Origin of the sequence: Salinarimonas rosea DSM 21201 (assembly GCF_000429045.1) — a bacterium.
Classification (GTDB): Bacteria; Pseudomonadota; Alphaproteobacteria; order Rhizobiales; family Beijerinckiaceae; genus Salinarimonas; species Salinarimonas rosea.
Genome location: NZ_AUBC01000020.1, coordinates 63,017 through 84,629, shown reverse-complemented (window position 1 = coordinate 84,629; position 21,613 = coordinate 63,017). Strand labels below are relative to the sequence as shown.

Annotated in this window: 23 protein-coding genes; 13 read left to right on the top strand and 10 right to left on the bottom strand. The window is 72.0% G+C overall.

Going from position 1 to position 21,613, the window contains the following annotated elements; all coding sequences use genetic code 11:
* Positions 1–26: 26 nt before the first annotated feature.
* Genes G407_RS28155 through motA form a run of 7 tightly spaced genes read right to left on the bottom strand, consistent with a single transcriptional unit; the run spans position 27 to position 5,407 of the window.
* On the bottom strand, positions 27–473 hold the full coding sequence (locus tag G407_RS28155; protein WP_245259106.1) for a hypothetical protein: 447 nt from the start codon (positions 471–473) through the stop codon (positions 27–29).
* A 36-nt stretch (positions 474–509) separates the two neighbouring features.
* Positions 510–1,586, bottom strand: coding sequence for a flagellar biosynthesis protein FlhB (gene flhB / locus G407_RS0116350; protein WP_029031691.1), 1,077 nt, complete (start codon positions 1,584–1,586; stop codon positions 510–512).
* A gap of 27 nt (positions 1,587–1,613) precedes the next feature.
* The gene (locus G407_RS0116345; RefSeq protein WP_043540009.1) at positions 1,614–2,651 is read right to left on the bottom strand and encodes a flagellar motor switch protein FliG; all 1,038 of its coding nucleotides are present in this window, start codon (positions 2,649–2,651) and stop codon (positions 1,614–1,616) included.
* A gap of 14 nt (positions 2,652–2,665) precedes the next feature.
* The gene (gene fliN, locus G407_RS32595; protein WP_245259105.1) at positions 2,666–3,091 is read right to left on the bottom strand and encodes a flagellar motor switch protein FliN; all 426 of its coding nucleotides are present in this window, start codon (positions 3,089–3,091) and stop codon (positions 2,666–2,668) included.
* A gap of 46 nt (positions 3,092–3,137) precedes the next feature.
* On the bottom strand, positions 3,138–3,578 hold the full coding sequence (locus G407_RS0116335) for a hypothetical protein (RefSeq protein WP_029031689.1): 441 nt from the start codon (positions 3,576–3,578) through the stop codon (positions 3,138–3,140).
* On the bottom strand, positions 3,559–4,503 hold the full coding sequence (locus G407_RS0116330; RefSeq protein WP_029031688.1) for a flagellar motor switch protein FliM: 945 nt from the start codon (positions 4,501–4,503) through the stop codon (positions 3,559–3,561). Before G407_RS0116330 ends, G407_RS0116335 begins: the two co-directional genes overlap by 20 nt.
* A 1-nt stretch (position 4,504) precedes the next feature.
* Positions 4,505–5,407, bottom strand: coding sequence for a flagellar motor stator protein MotA (gene motA, locus G407_RS0116325; RefSeq protein ID WP_029031687.1), 903 nt, complete (start codon positions 5,405–5,407; stop codon positions 4,505–4,507).
* 189 nt (positions 5,408–5,596) lie between these two features.
* Between motA and G407_RS0116320 the strand changes: the two genes are divergently transcribed.
* The 3 genes from G407_RS0116320 to G407_RS0116310 are packed head-to-tail and all read left to right on the top strand — an operon-like array spanning position 5,597 to position 6,753.
* The gene (locus G407_RS0116320; RefSeq protein WP_029031686.1) at positions 5,597–5,899 is read left to right on the top strand and encodes a BrnT family toxin; all 303 of its coding nucleotides are present in this window, start codon (positions 5,597–5,599) and stop codon (positions 5,897–5,899) included.
* A complete protein-coding gene (locus G407_RS31820; protein WP_156917612.1) occupies positions 5,841–6,143 on the top strand; it encodes a hypothetical protein in 303 nt (100 codons plus the stop codon). The genes G407_RS0116320 and G407_RS31820 overlap by 59 nt, the downstream gene beginning before the upstream one ends.
* Complete coding sequence (locus G407_RS0116310; protein WP_043540006.1) at positions 6,115–6,753, top strand: GNAT family N-acetyltransferase; 639 nt, start codon at positions 6,115–6,117, stop codon at positions 6,751–6,753. The genes G407_RS31820 and G407_RS0116310 overlap by 29 nt, the downstream gene beginning before the upstream one ends.
* Before the next feature lie 101 nt (positions 6,754–6,854).
* Here G407_RS0116310 and G407_RS0116305 read toward each other — a convergent pair whose 3' ends face one another.
* The 3 genes from G407_RS0116305 to G407_RS0116295 form a co-directional block, all read right to left on the bottom strand.
* Complete coding sequence (locus tag G407_RS0116305; RefSeq protein WP_156917611.1) at positions 6,855–8,489, bottom strand: insecticidal delta-endotoxin Cry8Ea1 family protein; 1,635 nt, start codon at positions 8,487–8,489, stop codon at positions 6,855–6,857.
* 350 nt (positions 8,490–8,839) lie between these two features.
* The gene (locus G407_RS0116300; protein WP_029031683.1) at positions 8,840–9,742 is read right to left on the bottom strand and encodes a TIGR01459 family HAD-type hydrolase; all 903 of its coding nucleotides are present in this window, start codon (positions 9,740–9,742) and stop codon (positions 8,840–8,842) included.
* A gap of 95 nt (positions 9,743–9,837) precedes the next feature.
* Entirely contained in the window at positions 9,838–10,227 is a 390-nt protein-coding gene (locus tag G407_RS0116295) for a DUF3775 domain-containing protein (RefSeq protein WP_029031682.1), read from the bottom strand.
* Positions 10,228–10,419: 192 nt separating this feature from the next.
* Between G407_RS0116295 and G407_RS0116290 the strand changes: the two genes are divergently transcribed.
* The 10 genes from G407_RS0116290 (at position 10,420) to G407_RS0116245 (ending at position 21,561) form a co-directional block, all read left to right on the top strand.
* Positions 10,420–10,683 carry a SemiSWEET transporter gene (locus tag G407_RS0116290; protein ID WP_029031681.1) on the top strand — a complete coding sequence of 88 codons (264 nt, stop codon included), beginning with the start codon at positions 10,420–10,422 and terminating at the stop codon, positions 10,681–10,683.
* A 102-nt stretch (positions 10,684–10,785) separates the two neighbouring features.
* Complete coding sequence (gene fliF / locus G407_RS0116285; protein WP_029031680.1) at positions 10,786–12,453, top strand: flagellar basal-body MS-ring/collar protein FliF; 1,668 nt, start codon at positions 10,786–10,788, stop codon at positions 12,451–12,453.
* Between the two features lies 1 nt (position 12,454).
* Positions 12,455–13,126 carry a hypothetical protein gene (locus tag G407_RS0116280; protein ID WP_029031679.1) on the top strand — a complete coding sequence of 224 codons (672 nt, stop codon included), beginning with the start codon at positions 12,455–12,457 and terminating at the stop codon, positions 13,124–13,126.
* 13 nt (positions 13,127–13,139) lie between these two features.
* Complete coding sequence (locus G407_RS0116275; protein ID WP_029031678.1) at positions 13,140–14,633, top strand: MotB family protein; 1,494 nt, start codon at positions 13,140–13,142, stop codon at positions 14,631–14,633.
* The gene (locus G407_RS31815) at positions 14,630–16,009 is read left to right on the top strand and encodes a hypothetical protein (RefSeq protein WP_052341460.1); all 1,380 of its coding nucleotides are present in this window, start codon (positions 14,630–14,632) and stop codon (positions 16,007–16,009) included. The genes G407_RS0116275 and G407_RS31815 overlap by 4 nt, the downstream gene beginning before the upstream one ends.
* Positions 16,006–17,337, top strand: coding sequence for a flagellar hook-length control protein FliK (locus G407_RS0116265; protein WP_029031677.1), 1,332 nt, complete (start codon positions 16,006–16,008; stop codon positions 17,335–17,337). The genes G407_RS31815 and G407_RS0116265 overlap by 4 nt, the downstream gene beginning before the upstream one ends.
* Positions 17,273–17,848, top strand: coding sequence for a transglycosylase SLT domain-containing protein (locus G407_RS0116260; protein ID WP_169728796.1), 576 nt, complete (start codon positions 17,273–17,275; stop codon positions 17,846–17,848). Before G407_RS0116265 ends, G407_RS0116260 begins: the two co-directional genes overlap by 65 nt.
* A 128-nt stretch (positions 17,849–17,976) precedes the next feature.
* Complete coding sequence (locus G407_RS0116255) at positions 17,977–18,828, top strand: flagellin N-terminal helical domain-containing protein (protein WP_043540003.1); 852 nt, start codon at positions 17,977–17,979, stop codon at positions 18,826–18,828.
* Between the two features lie 52 nt (positions 18,829–18,880).
* Positions 18,881–20,293, top strand: coding sequence for a GlcNAc-transferase family protein (locus G407_RS0116250; RefSeq protein ID WP_029031674.1), 1,413 nt, complete (start codon positions 18,881–18,883; stop codon positions 20,291–20,293).
* 20 nt (positions 20,294–20,313) lie between these two features.
* A complete protein-coding gene (locus G407_RS0116245; protein ID WP_029031673.1) occupies positions 20,314–21,561 on the top strand; it encodes a glycosyltransferase family 2 protein in 1,248 nt (415 codons plus the stop codon).
* The last annotated feature ends 52 nt before the right edge of the window (positions 21,562–21,613 follow it).

Genomic DNA, 21,613 nt, shown 5'->3' with positions numbered 1-21,613 from the left:
GGCTTGCCCTCGCACGGCCCGGCGGGTCACGCGCGGTCGCCGTCGCCCTCGCCCTGGTTGGCGGCGCCCGCGGCCCAGGGGGCGATGCGCGCGTCGGCGAGCGCTTCCGCGAGGCGGCGGGTGTTGTCCTGCGGCGAGCGCGGCGGCCCGTCGAAGGTCACCGCCTGGATGTCGACGCCCGCGTTGAGCGAGCCCAGCACGAGGTTGAAGAACACCGTCACGTCCTGGTGCGCGAACTCGAGGTCGAGCGAGACCGCCGGCGTGCCGCCCCAGCGCAGGTCGACGTCGGCGCGCAGCCCGTAGCGCAGGGTGCCCGGCTTGAAGAACAGCTCGGTCGAGGAGGCGACGAGGTCGTCGATGTTGCCGTGCTGCTCGGCATGGACGTAGCGGGCGAGCACCGCGAGGTCGACGAGGCGCAGCTCGGCCGCGACGCCCTGGATGGCGTCGGCGAGGATCTTCTCGCGTTCCTTCAACCTCGGCCGCTTGCCACTCATAGAGTTAACGCTTTCTCAGCTCGCTCTCTCGCTTTTGCGATAGTAGAAGAAGTACAGGAGTTCTGCAACGACGCGGTAGAACTCCGCCGGGATCGGCCGGTCCACCTCCACAGCGTCGTACATGGACCTTGCCAGGGGCTTGTCCTCGATCACGGGAATGCCCCGGCTCTCGGCGATCTCCCTGATCTTGAGCGCGACGAGGTCCTGGCCCTTGGCGACCACCACCGGCGCGCCGCCCTCCTCGCGCACGTAGCGCAGCGCGATGGCGAAGTGGGTCGGGTTGGCGATGACGATGGTGGCGCGCGGCACGTCGGCGATCATGCGCCGGCGGGCGCGATCGCGGGCGAGCGAGCGCATGCGCGCCTTCACCAGCGGGTCGCCCTCCGCCTGCTTGTGCTCGTCCTTGAGCTCGCGCTTGGACATCCGCAGGTCCTTGCGCCACTTGAGGCGCGAGAAGGCGATGTCGGCGACGACGAGGAGGACGATCGCCACGCACACGGCGGCGAGCAGGCGGATCGTCAGGGACAGGATGATCTCGGGGATCTGGGTCGGGTCCGCGTACATGGCGCTCACCACGCGCCAGGCGTCGGCGCGCGCGAGCAGCGCGAGGACGGCGGCGACGACGAGGAACTTGAAGACGGCCTTGGCGAGCTCCATCCAGCCCTGGGCGCCGAAGATGCGCTCGAAGCCCTTGGCGGGGGACAGGCGCGACAGCTTCGGCTGGATGCGGTCCTTGGCGAAGCGCGGCGCGTTCTGCAGGACGCTCGCGGAGAGGCCGAAGACGAACAGGGTCGCGACGATCGGCATGAGGAAGGCGCCCGCGCCGAGGGCGACCACGTGCATGAGCTTGGTGGCGTCCGTGCCGTCATGGAGCGCGAGCCCTCCCGGATCGTCGATCATGCGTGCCAGGAACTCGACGAGCTCCCGCGCGTCGCTGGCGATGACGAAGTGGCCGATCGTGAGCGCCGCGAGCACGGCCGCGAAGGTCGTCGCCTCCTTCGAGACCGGGACGTTGCCCTTGTCGAGCGCGTTCCGGATCTTCTTCTCGCTCGGCTCCTCGGTCTTGGAGCTCTTGTCCTCGTCGTCGGCCATCGCCCCCTCCGCCCGCGAGCCGTTCCGTCACGAGTAGAAGGCGCGGTCCTCCTGGTCGGCGTTGAGCTCGATCTCGCCGCGCCCGGCCATCTCGAGCGCGAGGTCGGTGATGGCGCGGCGCGCCTCGATGACGTCGCGCTGCGGCACCGGCTCGCCCGAGACGAGCTCGTGCTCGACCATGCGCCGCGCCCGCGAGCCGAGCGAGGAGAGGATCGCGTCGCGGAAGGAGGTGTCGGTGCCCTTGAGCGCCGTGACGATCCGGTCCGTCGCGATCTGGTCGAGGATCGCCATGCGCGCGCGCGGCGTGAGCTTGATCACGTCCTCGAAGGTGAAGAGCAGCCCCTTGAGCACCTCCGCCGTCTTCGGCCGCGTGTCGGCGAGGGAGGTGAGCACGTCCTCCATCTGCTCGCGCTCCATCTTGTTGATGATGTCGGCCATGCGCGCGTGGGTGTCGGTGCCCATGTTGCGGGCGAAGTTGAGCATGAAGTCCTCGTGCAGCGTCTTCTCGACGATCCGCATCGTGTCCTCGACCACGGGCTTGAAGGACAGCATCCGGCGCATGAGGCAGTTGCGCATGTCGTGCGGCAGCAGGCCCATCACCTTGGCGGCGCAGCTGGGCTTGACCTTGGAGAGGATCATCGCCGCCGTCTGCGGGTGCTCCTTCAGCAGGTAGGCGGCGAGGATCGATTCCGAGACGCCGGAGATGCGCTCCCAGATCGAGCGGTTGGCGTTGCCGAGCACGTCCGACATGATCTCGGAGACCTGGTCGGGCGGCAGCACGCCGGTGAGGAGCCGCTCCACCTCGTGCGCCGTGCCGTAGAGGCTCGTGCCGTTGGTGATGTCGGCGGCGAACTCCTCGACGAGGCTCTCGAGCTCGGGCGCGGAGATCGGCCCGAGATCGGCGGCGGCGCGGGAGATCTTCTTGAGCTCCTCGGGATCGAAGCGGGCGAGGAGGCGCCCCGCGACGTCCTTGCCGAGGGCGAGCAGGAGTGCCGCGACCTTCTCGGGACCCTGCAGCACGCGCGGGCCGGGGAGGCCGCCGGTCATCGTCGCGGGGATCGCCATCGTCGTCGTCCCCCTCAGGCGCCCGGCGTCGGCGTGCCGACGATCTCGGTCAGCGACACGCCGAAGCGGGAATTGTCGTCCTCGACCACGACCACCTCGCCGCGGGCGACGACGCGGCCGTTCACCACGACGTCGACGGGCTCGCCCACGCGATGGTCGAGGGGCACCACCGCGCCGCGGCCGAGCTTCATCAGGTTGGCGACCGGCATCGTCGCCGAGCCGAGCACGACCTGGAGCGAGACGGGGATGCGCATGATCGCGTCGAGGTTGCCGTGGGCGCGCGCCTGGCCGATCGTGTCGGCGGCGGCCCCTGCGGCGCGGCCCCTGTCGATCGTCCCCTTGCCGAGGTCGATCGTCTCGTGCGCCTCCGTCTCGGGCGCGTCGGCGGCGAGATCGGCAGCGAAATCGGCGGGCTTGGCGGTGGTCTTCTTCACGGGCATGGCGGGTTTCTCTCGCGAAATCGGGGGGCTCGAGGGCAGGCGTGGCTCAGGCGCCGTCGGGCAGGCGCCTCACGACGACCGTGGGCCAGGCGAAGGGCTTGGGCTTCTGGTCCGGGCGCGGCCGGTAGGGCGGGGGCGTCTCGGCGGGCTCGTCGCCCGGGGGGCCGATCGGCTCGCGGGCGGGCGCGGGAGCCGGCGCGGCGTCGCGGGCGGCCTCGAGCCGCTCCATCACGCCGCGCGCCTCCTCGATGCGCTCGCCCAGCGCCGCGAGGACGGACGCGCCTTCGGTCTGGACGCTCTCGACGGCGCGCTCGACGCCCTCCACGGCGCGTCCCGTCTGGGCGAGGATCGCCGCGTAGTCGGCGTTGTAGCCGCGGAAGCGCCGGAACTCGCGGCGCAGGCCGATCGCGTAGGCGACCGTCGCCAGCAGCGCAGCGACGAGCACGAGATCGAGCAGCGTGAGCGTCTCAATCGGAAGCGAGGTCATCGATGAACTCCTGGTCCTCGTCGATCACGTCCTCGACCTCGAGCACGTAGACGCCCTGCGACTGGCCGAGGCGGCAGCGGAACAGCGCCTGCCCGTTGCAGTCGAGCCGCACCTTCGAGCGCGGCGTCGCCTGCAGCTCGATCACCTGCCCGACCTGGAAGGCCGCGACCTCGCCGAGGTCGACCGTGCGCTCCTCGAGCACGGCCTCGAGCGAGACGGCGGTGCGGGAGACCTCCGACTGCATCTGCTTGGACCAGCGCGGGTCGGCGGTGGCGACGTCGCCGGAGACGACGTGGGCGAGGCTCTGGCGCATCGGCGAGAGCGCCGATTGCGGGATGATGACGAACATCTCGCCCCCGCGCCCCAGCGCCTGGATCAGGAGCTTGGCCACGACCGCGAGGTTGTTGCGCCGCCCGATGATGGCGAAGTCCATGCGCGTCTCGGTGCGCTCGAGCTTGAGCTGCGTGCGCGAGATCGGCGCGAAGGCGGCCTGCACGGCCTTCCCGGCCTCCTCGAACAGCGCCTGGGCGACCTTCATCTCGATGTTGGAGAAGCCGCGCTCGTCGTCCACCGGCGGCTCAGAGCCGTCCGAGCCGAACAGGACCTCGATCATCGTGAAGACGAAGTCGCGGTCGAAGCCCACCAGGATGCGCGTGTCCCAGTCGACGGCGTGGTACATCGCCGCCACCGCGTTCGACTCGTAGTCCTCGAGGATGTCGCCGATGCGCCCGCTCTCGATGTTCGACACCGAGAAGTAGGAGGGCGAGGCCGACATGTGGCGCAGGCCGTCGGCGCAGTAGGTGGCCACGCGATCGAAGATCACGTGCAGCATCGGCAGCCGGTCGATGGTGATCCCGGCGGCGTCGAGCAGGCGGTCGGAGACGCCGCCGGCGGCGGCCGCGGTCTGGAAGCTCTCGACGTTCATCTCACGCGGCTCCCTGCATGGCGGCGCGGTCGTTGGCGGGCGCGCCGCGGGCCGACTGCGAGATCGTCTCGCTCTCGACCTCGTCGATGCTGGGCCGGTCGGAGGCGGCGATGGCCTTGCGGCCGTGCTCGACGGCGATCTGCGGCAGCGCGCCGTTCATGAAGGCGAGCAGCGTCTGCTTGGTGATGAGGTAGAGCCGCATCTGGTGCTCCCGCGTGTGCTTGATCTTGAGCGCGAGGGGGCCGACGAGGCCGTAGCTCATGAAGATCCCGGCGAAGGTGCCCACCAGCGCCGCCCCGATCAGCGATCCGAGCAGCTGCGGCGACTGGTCGAGCGCGCCCATCGCCTTGATGACGCCGAGCACCGCGGCGACGATGCCGAGCGCCGGCAGCGCCTCGGCCACCGTCATCAGCGCGAAGTAGGGCTTGAGCTTCTCGCGCCGCTGCGTCTGGATCTCCTCGTCCATCAAGGACTCGATCTCGTGGGGCCGCGCGTTGCCGATGATCATCAGGCGCACGTAGTCGCACACGAAGCCGGTCAGCTCGGGCCTGGCGAGCACGCGCGCGAAACGCTGGAAGATCTCGCTCTCCTGCGGCGCGTCGATGTGCGGCTCGACCTCGTTGCGGCCCTTGGCGCGGATCTCGCGGGTGAGCACGTAGAGGAGGCCCAGCAGGTCGAGGTAGTCGCGCGACTTCGGGACCTGGCCGCGCATGGCCTCGACGGTGGCGCGGCCGGTGTCGCGCACGGTCTTCAGCGAGTTCGCGATGATGAACGTGCCCACCGCGGTGCCCCCGATGATGACGAACTCCCACGGCTGCCAGATGACCGGGATGTGCCCGCCCATGGCGGCGAAGCCGCCGAGCAGCGAGGCCATCGTGATGACGATGCCGATGATGACAGCCAAGGCCGGTGCCTCCCCTGATGCGTGCGCGTCGTGGTGAGAGGTGTAGGTGGGGAAGCTTGTGCGAGGGTGGTGGGGCGGTGCGGGTAAGGGTTGTTAAATACTTTCTGTTGCACAACTGAGTTGCTTCGATGCATCCTGAGGATCGGGCTTCGCTTCGGCTCGAGCTCCCATCGATCCAAGGCGCGCCGGATGCGTTTTGAGTACGACGAGGCAAAGCGGGCGAGGCTCCTGCGCGAGCGTGGCGTGGACATTCTCGTCGCCGCGCGCATATTGAACTGCGACCCACTGACCCGCACCGATACGCGGCGTCACTACGGCGAGGAGCGGTACGTCTCGGTCGGAATGTCCGCAGGCGAGCTCTACGTTGTCGTCCACACGAAGCGCGGTGATGCGACGCGCCTCATCACGGCTTGGCGGGGAGGGAGGCGACTTCATGAGATCTACCAAGCGTATCTCGCCGGCAAAGCCGGCGGCGCAGAGCCGAAGGGCTGAGCGCCGTTCCAGCCCGCAGGGCTGGAGCGGCCCGGAGCTCGGGGACGCGTTCTGGAGCGGTTCCGATCCGGCTCTGGGCGAGGCGGTGTTCGACGTTGTCTTCGACGACGACGTAGTCGAGCCGCGGCCCGGAGAGGCGCCGGAGGCGTGGCGGACGCGCGTGGAGGCGGCTGTCCGAACGCGCGCGGACGATCTGCGCTCGCAGGACGACGTCGATGCGGATCCGCCCGGCTCGTCCCGCTGACCGCGAGGCGCTGCTCGCGATCTCGCTGGCCACCGGGGACGCCGGTGGGGACGCGGCGCCTCTGCATTGCGACGGGCGGCTCGTCGGGCTGATCTATTCCGCGCCGTACCTGGCGCTGGAGCCGGGGCTGGCCCTCGTCGCCGAAGACGACGCGGGCGTGGTGGGATTCGCCGTGGGGACGGCGGAGACGCGCGCCTTCGAGGCGCGGCTCGAGCGCGACTGGTGGCCCGCCCTGCGTGAGGCCCATCCGCATTCCGGAGGCGATCCCGCGTGCTGGGACGCGGATCAGCGCCGTGTCGCCCGCTTCCACGCGCCGCGGATCGTGCCCGACGCCGTGGTCGCCGGCCATCCGGCGCACCTGCACCTGAACCTGCTCCCCCGCGCCCGGGGCCGCGGCGTCGGCCGGCGCCTCCTCGCCGCATGGCTGGAGCGGCTCGCCGCGGCGGAGGGCGGGCCCGTCAGCGTGGCCGAACGGCCCGTGCATGTCGGTGTCCACCCGCGCAACGCGGGCGCGCTCGCCTTTTGGTCCGCCTGCGGCTTCGCCCGGATCGGGGCGCCGCAGGCGCTGGCGGACGAGGCGACGATGTGGCTCGGGCGGACGGAGGCGTGACCCCGGCCGTCACCGTTGCCGTGCAGTGCGCGCGAGCACGTCGCACGGCAGGCATGCCGTCACGGGCCCAGGCTCGCCTTCGATCGTCACTCGGTCGATCGTTACTCGAGAAGCTCGACACTCGGCGCGGTGATCGGCAGCGCGCAGCGCCAGTGCACGGAGATCGCCCGCACGGACGCGAACGACGACGGCTCGTCCGGCGCGTAGCCGGCGGAGCCGGTGACGCCGACCACGCGGCAGTCGATCGTGCCCGGGAGCGGGTCGAAGCGAAACCGGCTTCCCTCCCGGCCGGGGTCGCCGGCCGCCGCATCCGCGCCGGTGCTGGAGAGGAAGCGCAGGTAGCGCAGGTCGGTCGTGCCCTCGACCGCGACGACGGTCTCCCCGGCGGCGAGCGCGAGGGTCGACGCCGTCCCGCCCTCGCCGCCGACACGGCCGAGGCCGTCCCCGTCGACGGAGAGTTCCAGGCCGTTCTGCTCGGCGGGGTTGTTCCCGCCGTCGATCGTCCACAGGGTGACCGCGGTGATCCGCCCGTCCGACGCCATCTCGCTGAAATTCGCCACGCCGTACCAGAAATAGCCCGTCGGCCCGTCGACGTAGTCGAGGATCGGCGGCTCGACCGGCCCCGTCACCGCCGGGTCGAAATGCGGCCAGAGCTGGCTGACGGCGATGTGCTCGTCGAGCTTCAGGGCGAGCGCGTTGAGGACTTTCTCGGCGTAGTACCGCCGTGAATCGAGATCGTCCGGCATCGACATCGGCATCCGTTTGCCGTTGTAGGAATCGATGACGGTCTCGTCGTCCACGTAGATCATCTGGTCGCGGCGCTGCAGGATACGGTCGCGTCCCTCGCTCAGCAGGTTCTGGTAGAGCGCGATGGAGTCGCGCAGCTCGGTCGTCAGGATGTCGATCTCGGCCTGCGAAGGCTCGCTGCCATAGTAGTACGCGTAGTGCTGCAGGTTCTCGCGCAGCGTCGCCAGGCGCAGGGTCGCGAAGGGCACCAGGAAGTAGAACCGCTTCTCCGGCGCGTCGACATCGACGAAGAAGGATTCGTAATTGTTCACCAGCTCGTAGAGGTTCTTGAAATTGTCCTTCTTGATCGGCTCCCAGTCTGGCGTCTCCGCGAAATCGCTGGCGGCCTTGTAGAGCGTCTCCAGGATATCGTTGAGCGATTCGTAGGTGATCTGCCAGTAGACGCCTGCGATCAACTGGTTCAGGTAGTTCTGGAACGAGCCCCAGACCTGATCCTTCTGGTCGACGTCGGGCCACAGGCCGCGGACGAGCCCGCTGATGGCGCCGCCGATCCGCGGGATCAGCGCGAAGGCGGCGGCGGTGACGGTGCGGAAGATGTTGTTCACGGTCTGCGAGTCGACGACGCCCGTGCTCGTCTCCGCCGCGATGGGATCGCCGGGCGTCGCCTCGACGAACCCGGTCGGCCGCGTGTCGTAGAGCCGGAAGCTGCTGATGTTCCCGCCCATGCCGTAGAGATCGAGGTCGTCGACCTTCGTGTTGGGGCCGAACATGGCCTGCTTGCCCTCGAACCCGTCGTCCTTGTAGACGACGAGCCAGGCGCGCGTGCCCGTCATCAGCGAATCCGGCTCGTCGCCTTCCTTGTCGCCGTCCGACTGCGTGTAGTCGTCCAGGTCGGCGACGTAGAGCGTCCCTTCCTGCGCGTCGAACCGCAGTGTCGCGCCCATGCAGCCCTTGTCGTCCCAGAATTGTACCCAGCACCCGTCGCTCATGCCGCTCCCCCGTTCCTGCCGGGCGAGGACGGCCTCGCCCTGCGCACGTCGTGCCGGCGTGCGCAATCGGCGATCGAAGCTAGGATGAGGGTGCTTCAGGTGGCAACCAGAATAAGCATCGGCGTGAGAAAGCAATCACGACCAACCCTGGCGTGCCGGGACGTGCCCCTGCGCCGCCGGCCGCACGTCCCTCGTGCACCCCGCTGGCGCGCTGTGCGAGAACGTCGCCTACGGGAACACTCCCCGCGCGAAGCCGATGCGCGCGGGCGGGAAGGCGCGCAGGGCCTGCGCTGCCGGCGCGGAGAGACGGAGCCGCCAGCCCCGCGTCACAACCCGTCTTCAGAGGGAAGTCACCAGGCGAGCAGCTCCATCGCCGCGGTCGGCCGGTGCGCCTGGCCCTCGAACCACGGCCCGGCGACCGCAGGATCGAGGCCGCTGCCGTCGAGGCGCAGCTCCTCGGCGTGGATGCCCTTGGCGATGAAGAGCGCGTCGGCGCCGATGCCGCGGGCGCCCGCGATGTCGGTGCGGATCGCGTCGCCGATGGCGATCACGCGGGCGGTGGGGATCTTTGCCCCGCGGATGCGCGCGGCGCGCCCGAGCGCCTCCTCGTAGACCGGCCGGTGCGGCTTGCCCATGTAGGTCGCCTCGCCGCCCATCTCCTCGTAGAGCGCCGCGAGCGCGCCCGCGCAGTAGATCAGCTGCCCACCCACGTCGACGACGATGTCCGGGTTGGCGCAGATCATCGGCAGGTCGCGGGCCTGGAGACGGGCGAACAGGGGTCGATAGTCGTCGGGCGTCTCGGCGCGGTCGTCCCACAGGCCCGAGCAGATCACGTAGGCGGCGTCCTCGGCCGTCGCGAAGCGGACCGGCAGGCCGTCGAAGATCGGGCGGTCGCGCTCGGGGCCGATGTGGAAGACCGGCTCGGAGATGCGCGTCTCGACCTGCATCCGGGTGAGGTCGCCGGAGGTGACGACGTCGTCGTAGGCGGTACGCGGCACGCCGAGCCGGTCGAGCTGGTCCATCACCTTGACGCCCGGACGCGGGGCGTTCGAGACGAGGATCACGGTGCCGCCGGCGCGGCGGAAGCGGGTGAGCGCGTCGGAGGCACCGGGATAGGCGGCGAGCCCGTTGTGGACGACGCCCCACACGTCGCACAGGGCGACGTCGTAGCGCTCCGAAACGGCCGAGAAGCCCGGGATGAAGGCGACCGCCTCGGCGGCGGCGCGGGCGGCGGGGGCGTTGGCTTCGGACATCGGGGGCTCGCTCTCGGGCGCATGCGGGCGGGGGACGAGGCCGGCGGGTAGGCGCCGGGCGCCGTCGTGTCAACAGCGCCGAGGGTCGCGCCGCCTCAGGTGCAGCTCATTCCGAGCCCCGCCAGGCCCTCGTCGAGGAGGTCGCCGAGATTGGGGATGCCCATCAGGTAGTCCGCGGGCGTCAGCGCGCCGCTCGCCATGCGCTCGTGCGCGAGGCGGTAGGCGTCGGGCCATTCCGCGGCCTCCATGTCGCCGCGCCCGACGAAGACGAGCGCGATGAGCGAGGCGGCCTCGTCCGTGTTCAGCCCGTCGATGACGAGCCGCATCTCCTCCTCGCCACGGTCGGTGCCGCTCTCGGCGAGCGAGCCGAAATTGCGGTCGTCGGTCTCGTTCGAGCCCGATTGCGGGTCGGTCATGCCCTCCTTCACGTCGAAGGCTCTGGCGTGGACGATCAGGTCGCAGACCTTCTCGAGCGCGATCTCCATGGTCGGTCCCCTCGGGTGCGCGTGGAACGGATGTCGCCACGGCAACGATCGAAGGGGGAGGGCGGTTCGCCGGCCCGCCCGCGCCGCGAGATACGCGTGCGATGCATGGAAGGCGCGCATTCCGCGCCGCTTGCGTGCGGGCGCGAACGGCCCGATGGAGGAGCCTTCGCCGCCCCCCGAGGCACGACCCACATGACACTCCTCCCGTCGTTCGAGATCGTCGGCGCGCTCGCGGCGACGCTGACCACGATCTGCTGGCTGCCCCAGGCCGTGCGCACGATCCGCACCCGCGAGACCCGCGCCATCTCCGCCCTGACGCAGGGCCTGTTCGCGATCGGGCTCGCCCTGTGGCTCGTCTACGGGCTCGCCATCGGCTCCTGGCCGATCATCGTCGCGAACGCGCTCACCTTCCTGCTGGTCTCGACCATCCTCGCCCTGAAGCTGCGCTACGGCTGATCGCCGGTTCGCCCGGCTGTCAGGCTCGGGCAAGCTTCGCCCGCCAGGGTTCCCGACGAGAAGCGGCCGTGCGCCGCGCCGTCGAGGACACCAGGGCCGGACATGACCGCTTACCAGCACGCCGATCGCCTGTGGGGCAACCTCCTGGAGCTCGGCACGAAGCGCCTCCTGACGCTCGCCGCGATCGGCATCGCCGTGATCGTCTCCGTCGTCGCCGGAGCCTACTATCTCGGCAGGCCGGAGATGACCGTGCTCTATGCCGGGCTCGAGCGCGACGACGTCTCGCGCATCGGCTCGGCGCTCAACGACGCCGGCATCGCCTTCGACGTCTCCTCGGCAGGGGACGCCGTGATGGTACGCCATGCCCAGACGGCGCGGGCACGCATGCTGCTCGCGGAGAAGGGCCTGCCGTTCTCGGCAAATTCCGGCTACGAGCTGTTCGACAATCTCGGCTCGCTCGGCATCACCTCGTTCATGCAGGAGGTGACGCGCGTGCGCGCGCTGGAGGGCGAGATCGCCCGCACGATCCAGCAGATGCGCGGGATCGTCGCCGCGCGCGTGCACATCGTCTTGTCGGACCCGGGCTCCTTCCGGCGCGAGGCGCGCCAGCCCTCGGCCTCCGTCGTGGTCCGCGCCGAGACGGCGGACATCGCCGGCCAGGCGCAGGCGATCCGTCACCTCGTCGCCGCCGCCGTCCCGGGCATGACGGTCGCGGGGGTCACCGTGCTCACCTCCGACGGCACCTTGCTGGCGTCCGGCGACGACGCCGCCGGCGCGGCGACCGGGCGCATCACCGCGCTCAACCGCGAGGTGAACCAGGAGCTGGAGGATTCGGTGCGGCGCACGCTCGCGCCCTATCTCGGGCTCGAGAACTTCCAGGTCAGCGTCGCGGCGCACATCAACACCGACCGCAGGGTGACGAGCGAGACGATCTTCGATCCCGACAGCCGGGTCGAGCGCTCGATCCGCATCGTGCGCGAGAACGAGGCGGCGACGAACCTCTCGCGCCAGACCCCGGTCACCGTCGAGCAGAACCTGCCGGAGGAGGACGTCGCCGCCGAGGGCGGGGAGCAGTCGAGCGAGGAGATGCAGCGCCGCGAGGAGCTGACGAACTTCGAGATCTCGTCGCGCCAGGTCCAGGTCTCCTCCGACGGCTTCGCCGTCGAGCAGCTCTCGATCGCGGTTCTCGTCAACCGCGCACGGCTCGCCGACGCGCTCGGACCCGACGCGACGCCGGAGCTGATGGAGGCGGAGATCGCCGAGATCGAGGCGCTCGCCGCCACCGCCGCCGGTGCGGACGCCGCGCGGGGCGACACGGTGAAGGTGTCGGCGGTGAGCTTCCTCGACGGTGGCGTCGACATGGAGCCGGCGCCCGAGGTCGGCGTGCGCGAGGTGCTGATGGCCCAGGCCGGCAACATCGTCAACGCGCTCGCGATCCTGCTCGTCGCGCTCACCCTGGTCTGGTTCGGCCTGCGCCCCGCGCTCGCCGCGATCCTGGATCGGCCCAAGCAGGCGCAGGTCGAGGAGACGCTCCCCGCGCTCGCCGACGGCCAGGCCGGGGAGGGCGGGCCGTCGACGCCGGCGATCGCCGACGCCTCGGGCCGGGGCGAGCCGCATGCCGCGCAGATCGAGGCGGCCACCGCCGCGATCGCGGCCCTGCCGACCTCGGTCAGTGCCGCCACGATCAAGCGCCTCGAGCAGATCGTCACCCGCAACGAGGACCAGGCGGCGAACATCCTCAAGGAGTGGATGCACGGGGAGACCGCCTGACATGCCGGCCTCCCTGATCGACGTCCTCGCCGAGATCGACCCGCGCCGGTCGGCACCGGCCCGTCTCGGCGCGGCCGAGGCCGTGCGGGAGGAGCCGTCCGCGCCCCGGCCCGAGATCGCCCCCGCCTTCGCCCCTCGGGGCCCGGCCCCCGAGGAGATCGAGGCGCGGATCGCGGAGGCCGCGGCGCAGGCCGCGGCCGCCGCCCGAGAGGAGGCGCAGGCGCATTGGGCGCAGGTGCTCGAGCACGAGCGCGCCCGGGCGGCCGCCGCCGGCGAGGCGGCCCTCGCAGCTTGCCGCACCGCCTGGGCGCGGGACGAGGGCGAGCGGCTGGCGGAGGGCGTGCGCGAGGGGCTCGCGGCGATCGAGGAGCGGATCGCCGAGGCCGCCTCCCGCGCGCTGGCGCCGCTGCTGGAGGCCGCCGCGCGCGACCGTGCGCTCACGGCCCTCGCCGCGAGCATCGCGACGCTGCTGCGCGCCGAGCCGACGCTCGTCCTCGCCGCGAGCGGGCCCGCCGATCTCGGCGAGGCGCTGCTGGCGCGGCTCGGCGACGTCGCGTCGGCCGTGCGCTTCACCCCGTCCGAGACGACCGACGTCGTCGTGGTCGGCGACGACGTCGTGATCGAGACCCGTCTATCGGAATGGGCCCGGCGCGTCGCCGCCGAGGCCGCCTGAAGGAGCGCGTGCCGTGCAGGAGAACCAGGGCCACGAGCTCGTCATCATCCGCCGCCGCCCGGACGCCGAGGCGGACGAGCCGAAGGGCGGCGTCTGGAAGATCGCCTATGCCGACTTCATGACGGCGATGATGGCGTTCTTCCTGGTGATGTGGCTCATCAACGCCACCGACCAGGATACCCGCGAGGTCGTCGCGAGCTATTTCAACCCGATCCGGCTCGCCGAGGCGACGAGCGACCGCAAGGGCCTGCGCGACCCGGACGCCGCCTCCGAAGGCGTCGACCTCGAGGAGCGCTCCGACGCGCCCGTCACCGAGGCGGACGACGAGCGCGTCGAGGCGCCCTCGTCGCAGCAGCCCTTCGAGCGGCGCTATTCGGAGACGGCGCTGTTCCAGGACCCCTATGCCGTCCTCGCCGAGCTCTCGGCCCAGGCGGCGTTCGCGCCCGCGACGCCCGCCGCCGGCATCGACGTGACGCCCGGCGAGCGGGGCGAGCCGGGGCTCGTGGGCGGCGACGCCTTCCGCGACCCGTTCGACCCGGTCTACTGGCAGCTCGCCCCGCAGGTCGCGGTGGGCCGCGCCGACGGCGACGGGACCGGCGGGCCGATGGGCCTGCCGGACGCCGCCGCGCCGCTCGGCCTCGGCGGCCCGGCCGGCTCGGACGTGCAGGCGCCCGCCGCGCCGGCGCCGACCGAGGCCGCGGCCCTGCCGGTGGAGGGCGCGCTCGCCCTCGACGGCGAGGCGCGGGCGATGGCCGGCGTCGCCGCCGTCCCGGCCGCGGTCGTGATCGAGGAGGCGCCCGCGGCGGAGGCCGTCGCCGAGGCCGAGGTCGAGGCCGCGCGGGACGCGGAGCCGATCCGCGCCGTCGCGGCGGCCGAGACGCCGTCCGAGGAGATGCCCGCCGCGGAGATGCCCGCCGGGGAGCCCTCCACCGGGGAGCCCACCACCGGGGAGCCCTCGACCGAGGAGCCGCGGGACGCGCCCCGCGTCGCGGAGGGTCTCGCGGCGGAGGAGCCCGCGCCCGATCCCGCGCTCGCCCGCGCCGCGGCCCTGCGCAGGCGCATCGCTGCGGCGATGGCGCAGGCGACCGGCGCCGCCGTGCCGGAGAATGTCCCGGCGATCGAGGTCTCGGCGACGCCCGAGGGCCTCCTCGTCTCCCTCACGGACGACGCCGACTTCGGCATGTTCGCCATCGGCTCGGCGGAGCCGCGCCCGGAGCTGGTGCGCGTCGTCGAGGAGATCGCGCCGATCCTCGCCGCCGAGGCCGGCGTCCTCGTCATCCGCGGCCACACCGACGCGCGGCCCTTCCGCTCGGAGACGTACGACAATTGGCGGCTCTCCTCGGCCCGCGCGCACATGGCCTACTACATGCTCGTGCGCGGCGGCTTCGCCGAGGAGCGCATCCTGCGGGTCGAGGGCCACGCCGACCGCATGCTCAAGGTCGCCGAGGACCCCTACGCCGACGAGAACCGGCGCATCGAGATCCTGCTGCGGGAGGCGCGCTCGTGATCCGCCTCCGGCTCCCGCTCGCCCTCGCCTGCCTGCTCGCCGCCGCTCCGGCGGCGGCGCAGACCGCCCCGCCCGTGTCGCCGGTCGAGGTGCCCGCGGTCCCGCCCGCGGCGCCGGGCGGCATGCCCGAGCCCTATGCCCTCGTGCGCACGCTCCAGGCGCTCCAGGAGCGGGTGGCGCAGGGCGACGTCGAGGCGCACCGCGCGCAGCGGGCGCTCATCGGGCACATCGCCCTCGGCTTCGAGGCCGCGCCGCCGTCGGCCTGGGCGGACGCGCGCAACGCGCATGCCGCGATCGCCTTCGTCCTGGGCGGCGGCCCGCCGCAGAGCCTCGCCGCGATCCTCGCCTCGGGCGCGGAGTTCGGCGCGCCGCGCACGCTCGCGCTGGGCGCGCTCGCGTTCCTGCAGGGGCGCGAGGCGGAGGCGCGGGAGGCCTGGCGCGACGCCGATACGCTCGCGATCGGCGGCATGCTCGGCGGCCAGCTCGCCCTCGCCCGGTCCGCGCTCGCGGTGCGCGAGGACCCCGCGGAGGCGATGCGGCTCCTCGCCGTGGCGCGGCTGCTCGCGCCCGGCACGCTGATCGAGGAGGCGGCGCTGCGCCGGGAGGTCTTCGTCGCCGGCCAGAGCGGGGATGTGGAGCGGCTCGAGTTCCTGGCGATCCAATACCTGCGCCGCTTCCGGCACTCGATCTACGCCGGCAACTTCCGCCAGCGCTTCGCCACGCTCCTCACCGCGCTCGACCTCCACGGCGATCTGGCGCGTTTCTCGAGGCTCGAGGCGATGCTCGAGCGCTTCGACGGCGAGAGCCGGCGCGACCTCTACCTGTTCTTCGCCCGCCACTCCCTCGTCCACGGGCGGCCCGAGGTGGCGCGGCGCGCGGCGACGCTGGCGCACGGGCTCGCCGCGGGCGATTCCGGCGAGGAATGGCGCGCGACCTTCTACGCCGCCGCCTCGCAGGTGACGACGGACCGCTTCGCGCTCGCCGCCGAGACGCTCGCCGACATCGATCCGGCGCGCCTGCCTCCGGCCGACGTCGCCCTGCTCGAGACGGTGATCGACCTCGCGATCCGGATCGGCGCGCCGCTGGTGCTGGAGGAGGAGGCGCCGCCGGAAGTCCTCGCGGAAGTCCTCGCGGAGGTGACGGCCGTCGACGCGCCGGACGCCGAGGAGCCTCCGGTCGAGACGCCCGCAGCCGATCTTCCCGCGGACGATTTGCCGCCGGACGATCCGCCGACGGACGACCCGCTCGCGGACGCGACGGATGTCGCGGCCCCGGAAGCCCCCGGCTCCGCGACCCCGGAGCCCACCCCCGCCATGCGCCGCGCCGAGTCGGCGCTGGCCGAGGTCGATCTCCTGCTGACGGAGGCACGTCGATGATCCGAGCCGATCTCTCCGCCCTCGTGCAGCCGCGCGGCGGCGAGCGGGCCGCCGGCAAGGGCGGTCTCGACGGCCAGGACGGGGCCGGAGGCGCCGGCAAGGGCGGTTCCGGGCTCGGCGCCCTGTTCGGGGCGGCGCTCGACGACGTCGGCGGGCGCGCCCGCGAGGGCGACCGCCCCGCGGCCGAGGGCGCGGCGGCCCGGGAGGGGGCCGACGACGGCCCCGCGCGGAGGCAGGACGACGGGGCGCTTCGTTCGCTCTTCGCCGGGAAGGCCTCGCTACCGATCCGCCCCGGCGCGCTCGCGCTCCAGGCGCAGGGGGAGGCGCAGGGCGTGCCGCCCGAGGACGGCCCGGACGGGCAGGGCGGGCACGACGGCGACCCGCCTCCGGAAGGCGATGCGGGCGCGGATGCGGCGCGCGATCCCGGGAGCCCGCTGGCGGTGCTCGCCGCGATCGCGGTCGGGGCCGGTGCCGGCCGCCCATCGTCCGCCGCGCCGGCAGGGCCCGGCGACGGATCCGCCCGCGGCGGTGCCGCGCTCGCCGCCGCGCGGGCGCAGGCCGACGCCGCCCGCGCCGGTGATCCGTCCGCCGACGGCATGCCCGACGCGGCGGACGCGCCCGTCTCCCGGGCCCGCGCCCTCTTCCCCGAGAGCGCCGACCTCGCCCTGGCGACGAAGCCCGAGCCGAGCGTCGGCATGGCGCTCAAGGCGACGGTCGTCTCGCAGGCGACGCATCTGCCCCCGGCGCTCGGCACGGCGAACCTCGCCGCCGTCGTCGAGGGCGCCACCGCGCTCCTCGGCGAGGGCCGCGGTGAAGGATCGGGCCGCGCGAACCTCGCCTTCCATCCCGACCTCGCCGCCGCCGGCGCCCAGGCGAGCCTCTCGGCCAAGCCCGTGAAGGTGCTCACGGTCCAGCTCCAGCCGATCTCGCTCGGCACCGTGACGATCGCGCTCAGGCTCACCGCCGACGGCGTCGCGATGGAGATCACCGCCGCCGACGCCAAGGCGGCCGCGATGCTGCGGGCGGACGAGAAGCTCATCGTCGACGCCGTGCGCCGCACCGGCCTCGCCGGCGAGATCGTCGCCATCCACACCGCGGACGCCCCGCGCGCCGCGTCCCAGGCCCATGCCGGGGGCGACCCGGCCGCGCAGGGCAACGGCCAGGCGAGCGCTCACGCCAACGGCGGCTCCGCCGGCGGCCACGCCCGCGGGGAGAGCGGCCGTCCCGGACCCGAGAGCTTCACCCTGGAAAGGAGATCCGACGATGATGCGCCGAGCGCTCCTGGCCCTCGTCGCGGCGGCGACGCTGACGGCGGGGTCTATCTCTGACGCCTCCCCCGCGCGGGCCGAGGAGAACATCTGCGAGGCGGAGATGATCCGCGCCGCCGCCGCGCACGATGTGCCGCTGGCCGTCCTGTTCGCGGTGGGCCTGACCGAGACGGGCCGGCGCGGCGACCTGCACCCGTTCGCGCTGAATATCGCTGGGCGCTCGTTCTTCGGGGGGAGCCGCGAGGAGGCGCTCGCCGAGTTCGAGCGCTCGCGGGCGGCCGGGGTGAAGCTGATCGACCTCGGCTGCATGCAGATCAACCATTATTGGCACGGGCAGGAGTTCGACACCGTCGGCGACATGCTCGACCCGGAGAAGAACGTCGCCTACGCGGCGCTCTTCCTCAAGCAGCTGCGCGCCCGCCACGGCTCCTGGACGCTCGCGGTCGCGCGCTACCACGCCGGCCCGCGCAACACGCCGGCGCAGAAGCGCTACGTCTGCGCCGTGATTCGCCACATGGTCTCGAGCGGCATGGGCGCCTGGACCCCGAATGCGCGGGCGTTCTGCGGCTGAGGCGGGGAGGGCCGCCGACGCGGGAACGGACGAGACATGGTGAATCGAATTCACGTCGAAACGGAATCTTTACCATTTCGGTCAACCTTAATGGAAATAGCCCTTCCGTGCGTCATCGAGGTGCGCCGATGTCTCAAGTTGCTCTGTCCGCGGGTATCCGCGACACCCTTCTGACGATCCAGCGGACGACGCGCTCGGCGACCATGTCCGAGCAGCGTTTGGCGACGGGATTGAAGGTCAACTCCGCGATCGACAACCCGCTCGCCTTCTTCACGGCCGCGGGATTGCGGGACCGCTCCAACGATCTCGCCGGGCTGCAGGACTCGATGCAGCAGGCGACGCGCACCATCGCGGCGGCCAATTCCGGCATCGAGGGCATGAAGAAGCTCTTCGAGACTGCGCAGGGCCTCGCCAACCAGGCCGCCGCCGAGCAGGACGGCGCGGTGCGCAACACCCTCCAGACGCAGTTCAACGAGATCATCCGCCAGGTCGACGACCTGATGCGGAACTCGGGCTACGGCGGCGTCAACCTGCTCAACGGCGGCACGCTGAACGTGCGCTTCGACGGGAACGACACGACCGCCTCGCTGGCGCTCACGGTCAACAGCGGCACGGTGCTCAACGCCGCGACGCTGGGCGTCACGACCGGTGCCGTCGGCTCCTGGTCGAACGCCGACACGGTCTCGACCGCGGGCAACGTCGCCATCAACAACGCGCTGACCTCGATCCGCACGGCGATCACGACGTTGCGGTCCGAGGCGAGCCGCCTGGGCGCCAACAACGCGATCATCACGACGCGCCAGGAATTCACCGAGAACATGATCAACACGCTGCGCGCCGGCTCGGACGACTGGACGCTCGCGGACCTGAACGAGGAGGGCGCCAAGCTCACCTCGCTCAACACCCGCAACCAGATCGCCCAGACGGCGCTGGCGCTGGCCTCGCAGCGCGATCAGTCGGTCCTGCGGCTGTTCGGCTGATCGGCCGCGCTCGCCCGGACGAGACGCCGGGCGAGACGAAGGAGACCGCACGATGTCGCTCGACCTCGCCCACCCGCTCGACGATCCCGCTCTGCAGGCGCAGTACGAGGCGGCGCGGGCGCTGCGTGCGCCCGACGATCCCGAGGCGTTCGACGCGGGCTGGGGGGCCGGCCGCATCTTCGTGTCCGTCGCCTCGTTCCGCGACCCCGAGTGCCAGAAGACGCTCGTCGACCTGTTCGAGAAGGCGGCGCGTCCGGACCGCGTCCATGTCGGGCTGATCCGCCAGCACGACGCCGTCGAGGACGCGGCGTACCTCGTGCCGGAGCCGGCGCGCGCCGGCCAGGTGCGCGAGATCCGCGTCGACTGGCGCGACGGTCTCGGCGTGTGCTGGGCGCGTTTCCTGGCGCAGGCGCTGTGGCGCGGCGAGGACTACTTCCTCCAGATCGATTCGCACATGCGCTTCGAGCAGGGCTGGGACGAGATCCTGATCGGCGACCTCGAGGGCTGCCCGACGGAAAACAGCGTCATCGCCTCCGCGCCGCCGCCGTACCTGACGCCCGGCGACACCCTGTCCGACCTCTTCCCGGGCGTGCTGCGCACCGACGGCTTCGAGTCGAGCGGCGCGCTGCGCTTCACCGGGCTGTGGCTCGCGACCCCGCTCGAGCGCCATGTGCGCATGCCCTTCCTGCTCGCGGGCTGCCTCTTCGCCCCCGGCCGCCTGATCGCCGAGATCCCCTACGATCCCTACGCCGCCTTCTCGACGGAGGAGGTGAGCTACGCGCTGCGCCTGTTCACGCACGGCTGGGACATCTGGTCGGCGCCGCGTCGCGCGATCTGGCACCAGTACAAGCGCGACAACCGCGTCAAGCGCGGGGACATGACCGATCTCTCCTTCACGATGCGCAACAACGAGTGGACGGGCCGCGCCTTCCACCGCTTCAACCACATGACCGGCCACACGACGGTGCTCGACGCGCCGATCCTCGTCGACCTGGACCTGTTCGGGCTCGGCGAGGCGCGCGGGCTGCCCGAGTTCGAGGCCTGGACCGGCGTGGACTTCCGCTACAAGCGCATCACCGTCGACTGCGCCCGCGCCCGCTTCATCCCCGACATCGACACGATCGCCTCCTTCCCCGTGCCGGTTCTCGACGACCCGGCGAAGGTGCGTCCCGCGCTGGTCGAGCCCGAGGAGATGCGGCTTCGCGAGGTGCTGTCTTCGTGGGAGGTGCCGGCGCTCGCCGCAGAGCTCGTCGACCTCCTGATCGAGCTCGACCGCCACCGCGCCGCGCGCGAGGGCAAGCCGCCGCACGCGCGCCTCCAGCCGGATCGCACGCGCCTGCTCGCCGACTTCCAGACCTGGGACCGCTACGCGCTCGCCTGCGAGCTGGCGAAGCTGTCCTACACCGTGCATCTCATGAACACGCTCGACGAGATGCAGGCGGGCCTCGCCGCATCCGGCGGCTGACGGGCAGGGGAGATCCGCCGATGAAGACGCGCGAGAGCACGCCGGCGACCTCGACGGCGGGACGCGGGCAGCGGCCGGACCTGACGATCCTGCTGCCCACCTACGAGCGGCCGACCTATCTCGAGACCTGCCTCAAGCACCACGTCGCGCACTTCGACGCCGCCGGCCTCGACTACGAGATCCTCGTCTGCGACAACGCGTCCGGCGAGGAGACGAAGGCCGTCGTCGCGCGCTGGTGCGAGAAGAGCCCGCGCGTGCGCTGCGTGACGCAGCCGAAGAACCTCGGCTATCTCGGCAACTTCTACTACGGGCACCGCCACGCCGCCGGCAGGATCGTGGTGACGACCGGTGACGACGACCTGCTCATCCCCGAGAGCGTCGCCGCCTACGTCGGCATGTTCGACGCCGACCCCGAGCTCGTGATGGTCCAGGCGCCGTGGTTCGTCATGAACGAGCGCGAGCGCAACAAGATCATGGGCGCCGCCTACATGCTCGACGGCCCCGTCGAGATCGCCCGCGGCGACTATCGCCGGGCGATCGAGCTCGTGCTGGAGAAGCGGATCTTCCCCGAGGTCTTCGCGATCCGCACCGATCTCGTGCCCGAGATCATCGGCCCCGCCGATCCCACCGCCTACCACTTCTTCGTGACGCTCGCCCGCGCCGTCGAGGCGGGGCGCGTGGTCTTCTCCGACCGCCCGCACGCGATCGTCACGGGCATCTCGCGCCACGGCAAGCACCAAGGCAACAGCGAGACCGCGAGCGGCTGGGACATGTATCGCGGCGGGCTCGAGTTCCTGCTCGGCCGCGCCCGCGACGCGGAGCCCGACGCGGACTGGAGCGAGGCGCTGCGCCGGCTCGACGCCTTCGTGCTCGACCGCATGCACGTCGCCGTCCACATGCTGCTCGGCGCGCGCGCCTGGGAGAAGGCCTGGTACCTGTGCCGCCGGCTGAAGGCCTACGCGCACTCGGTCGTGGCCGAGAGCACGATGCACGAGCTCCTCTCGCTCGCGGCGATGGACGCGGCCCTGCGCGAGGCGACGCTGCTCGGGGCGAGCGACGTCGTGCTCGCCGACGAGCTCTTCTCGATCTACCTCAACGTCATCGATCTCGAGCGCCACGGGGTGGAGCCGATCTGCGCATCGGACTGGGACGGCGCGCGCCGCGGCCGCACCGCCTTCCTCGGCATGAACCGCAAGCGCGAGCCCGGAGACCACCCGGACGACATCGTCGTCGACGTCGCCGCCGTGATGCGGCGAATCTCGATCTGACGGCGCCGATCGCGGCGTTCGCCGCAAGCATTCGTTCACCGCGTACTCGAAG

What these genes read in the sequence shown, in the direction of transcription:
- flhB (WP_029031691.1), bottom strand. Translation starts at nt 1,586, where the DNA reads ATGGCCGACGACGAGGACAAGAGCTCCAAGACCGAGGAGCCGAGCGAG.
- G407_RS0116345 (WP_043540009.1), bottom strand. Translation starts at nt 2,651, where the DNA reads ATGGCGATCCCCGCGACGATGACCGGCGGCCTCCCCGGCCCGCGCGTG.
- fliN (WP_245259105.1), bottom strand. Translation starts at nt 3,091, where the DNA reads ATGCCCGTGAAGAAGACCACCGCCAAGCCCGCCGATTTCGCTGCCGAT.
- G407_RS0116335 (WP_029031689.1), bottom strand. Translation starts at nt 3,578, where the DNA reads ATGACCTCGCTTCCGATTGAGACGCTCACGCTGCTCGATCTCGTGCTC.
- G407_RS0116330 (WP_029031688.1), bottom strand. Translation starts at nt 4,503, where the DNA reads ATGAACGTCGAGAGCTTCCAGACCGCGGCCGCCGCCGGCGGCGTCTCC.
- G407_RS0116320 (WP_029031686.1), top strand. Translation starts at nt 5,597, where the DNA reads ATGCGTTTTGAGTACGACGAGGCAAAGCGGGCGAGGCTCCTGCGCGAG.
- G407_RS31820 (WP_156917612.1), top strand. Translation starts at nt 5,841, where the DNA reads ATGAGATCTACCAAGCGTATCTCGCCGGCAAAGCCGGCGGCGCAGAGC.
- G407_RS0116310 (WP_043540006.1), top strand. Translation starts at nt 6,115, where the DNA reads ATGCGGATCCGCCCGGCTCGTCCCGCTGACCGCGAGGCGCTGCTCGCG.
- G407_RS0116305 (WP_156917611.1), bottom strand. Translation starts at nt 8,489, where the DNA reads ATGAGCGACGGGTGCTGGGTACAATTCTGGGACGACAAGGGCTGCATG.
- G407_RS0116300 (WP_029031683.1), bottom strand. Translation starts at nt 9,742, where the DNA reads ATGTCCGAAGCCAACGCCCCCGCCGCCCGCGCCGCCGCCGAGGCGGTC.
- G407_RS0116295 (WP_029031682.1), bottom strand. Translation starts at nt 10,227, where the DNA reads ATGGAGATCGCGCTCGAGAAGGTCTGCGACCTGATCGTCCACGCCAGA.
- G407_RS0116290 (WP_029031681.1), top strand. Translation starts at nt 10,420, where the DNA reads ATGACACTCCTCCCGTCGTTCGAGATCGTCGGCGCGCTCGCGGCGACG.
- fliF (WP_029031680.1), top strand. Translation starts at nt 10,786, where the DNA reads ATGACCGCTTACCAGCACGCCGATCGCCTGTGGGGCAACCTCCTGGAG.
- G407_RS0116280 (WP_029031679.1), top strand. Translation starts at nt 12,455, where the DNA reads ATGCCGGCCTCCCTGATCGACGTCCTCGCCGAGATCGACCCGCGCCGG.
- G407_RS0116265 (WP_029031677.1), top strand. Translation starts at nt 16,006, where the DNA reads ATGATCCGAGCCGATCTCTCCGCCCTCGTGCAGCCGCGCGGCGGCGAG.
- G407_RS0116260 (WP_169728796.1), top strand. Translation starts at nt 17,273, where the DNA reads ATGATGCGCCGAGCGCTCCTGGCCCTCGTCGCGGCGGCGACGCTGACG.
- G407_RS0116255 (WP_043540003.1), top strand. Translation starts at nt 17,977, where the DNA reads ATGTCTCAAGTTGCTCTGTCCGCGGGTATCCGCGACACCCTTCTGACG.
- G407_RS0116250 (WP_029031674.1), top strand. Translation starts at nt 18,881, where the DNA reads ATGTCGCTCGACCTCGCCCACCCGCTCGACGATCCCGCTCTGCAGGCG.
- G407_RS0116245 (WP_029031673.1), top strand. Translation starts at nt 20,314, where the DNA reads ATGAAGACGCGCGAGAGCACGCCGGCGACCTCGACGGCGGGACGCGGG.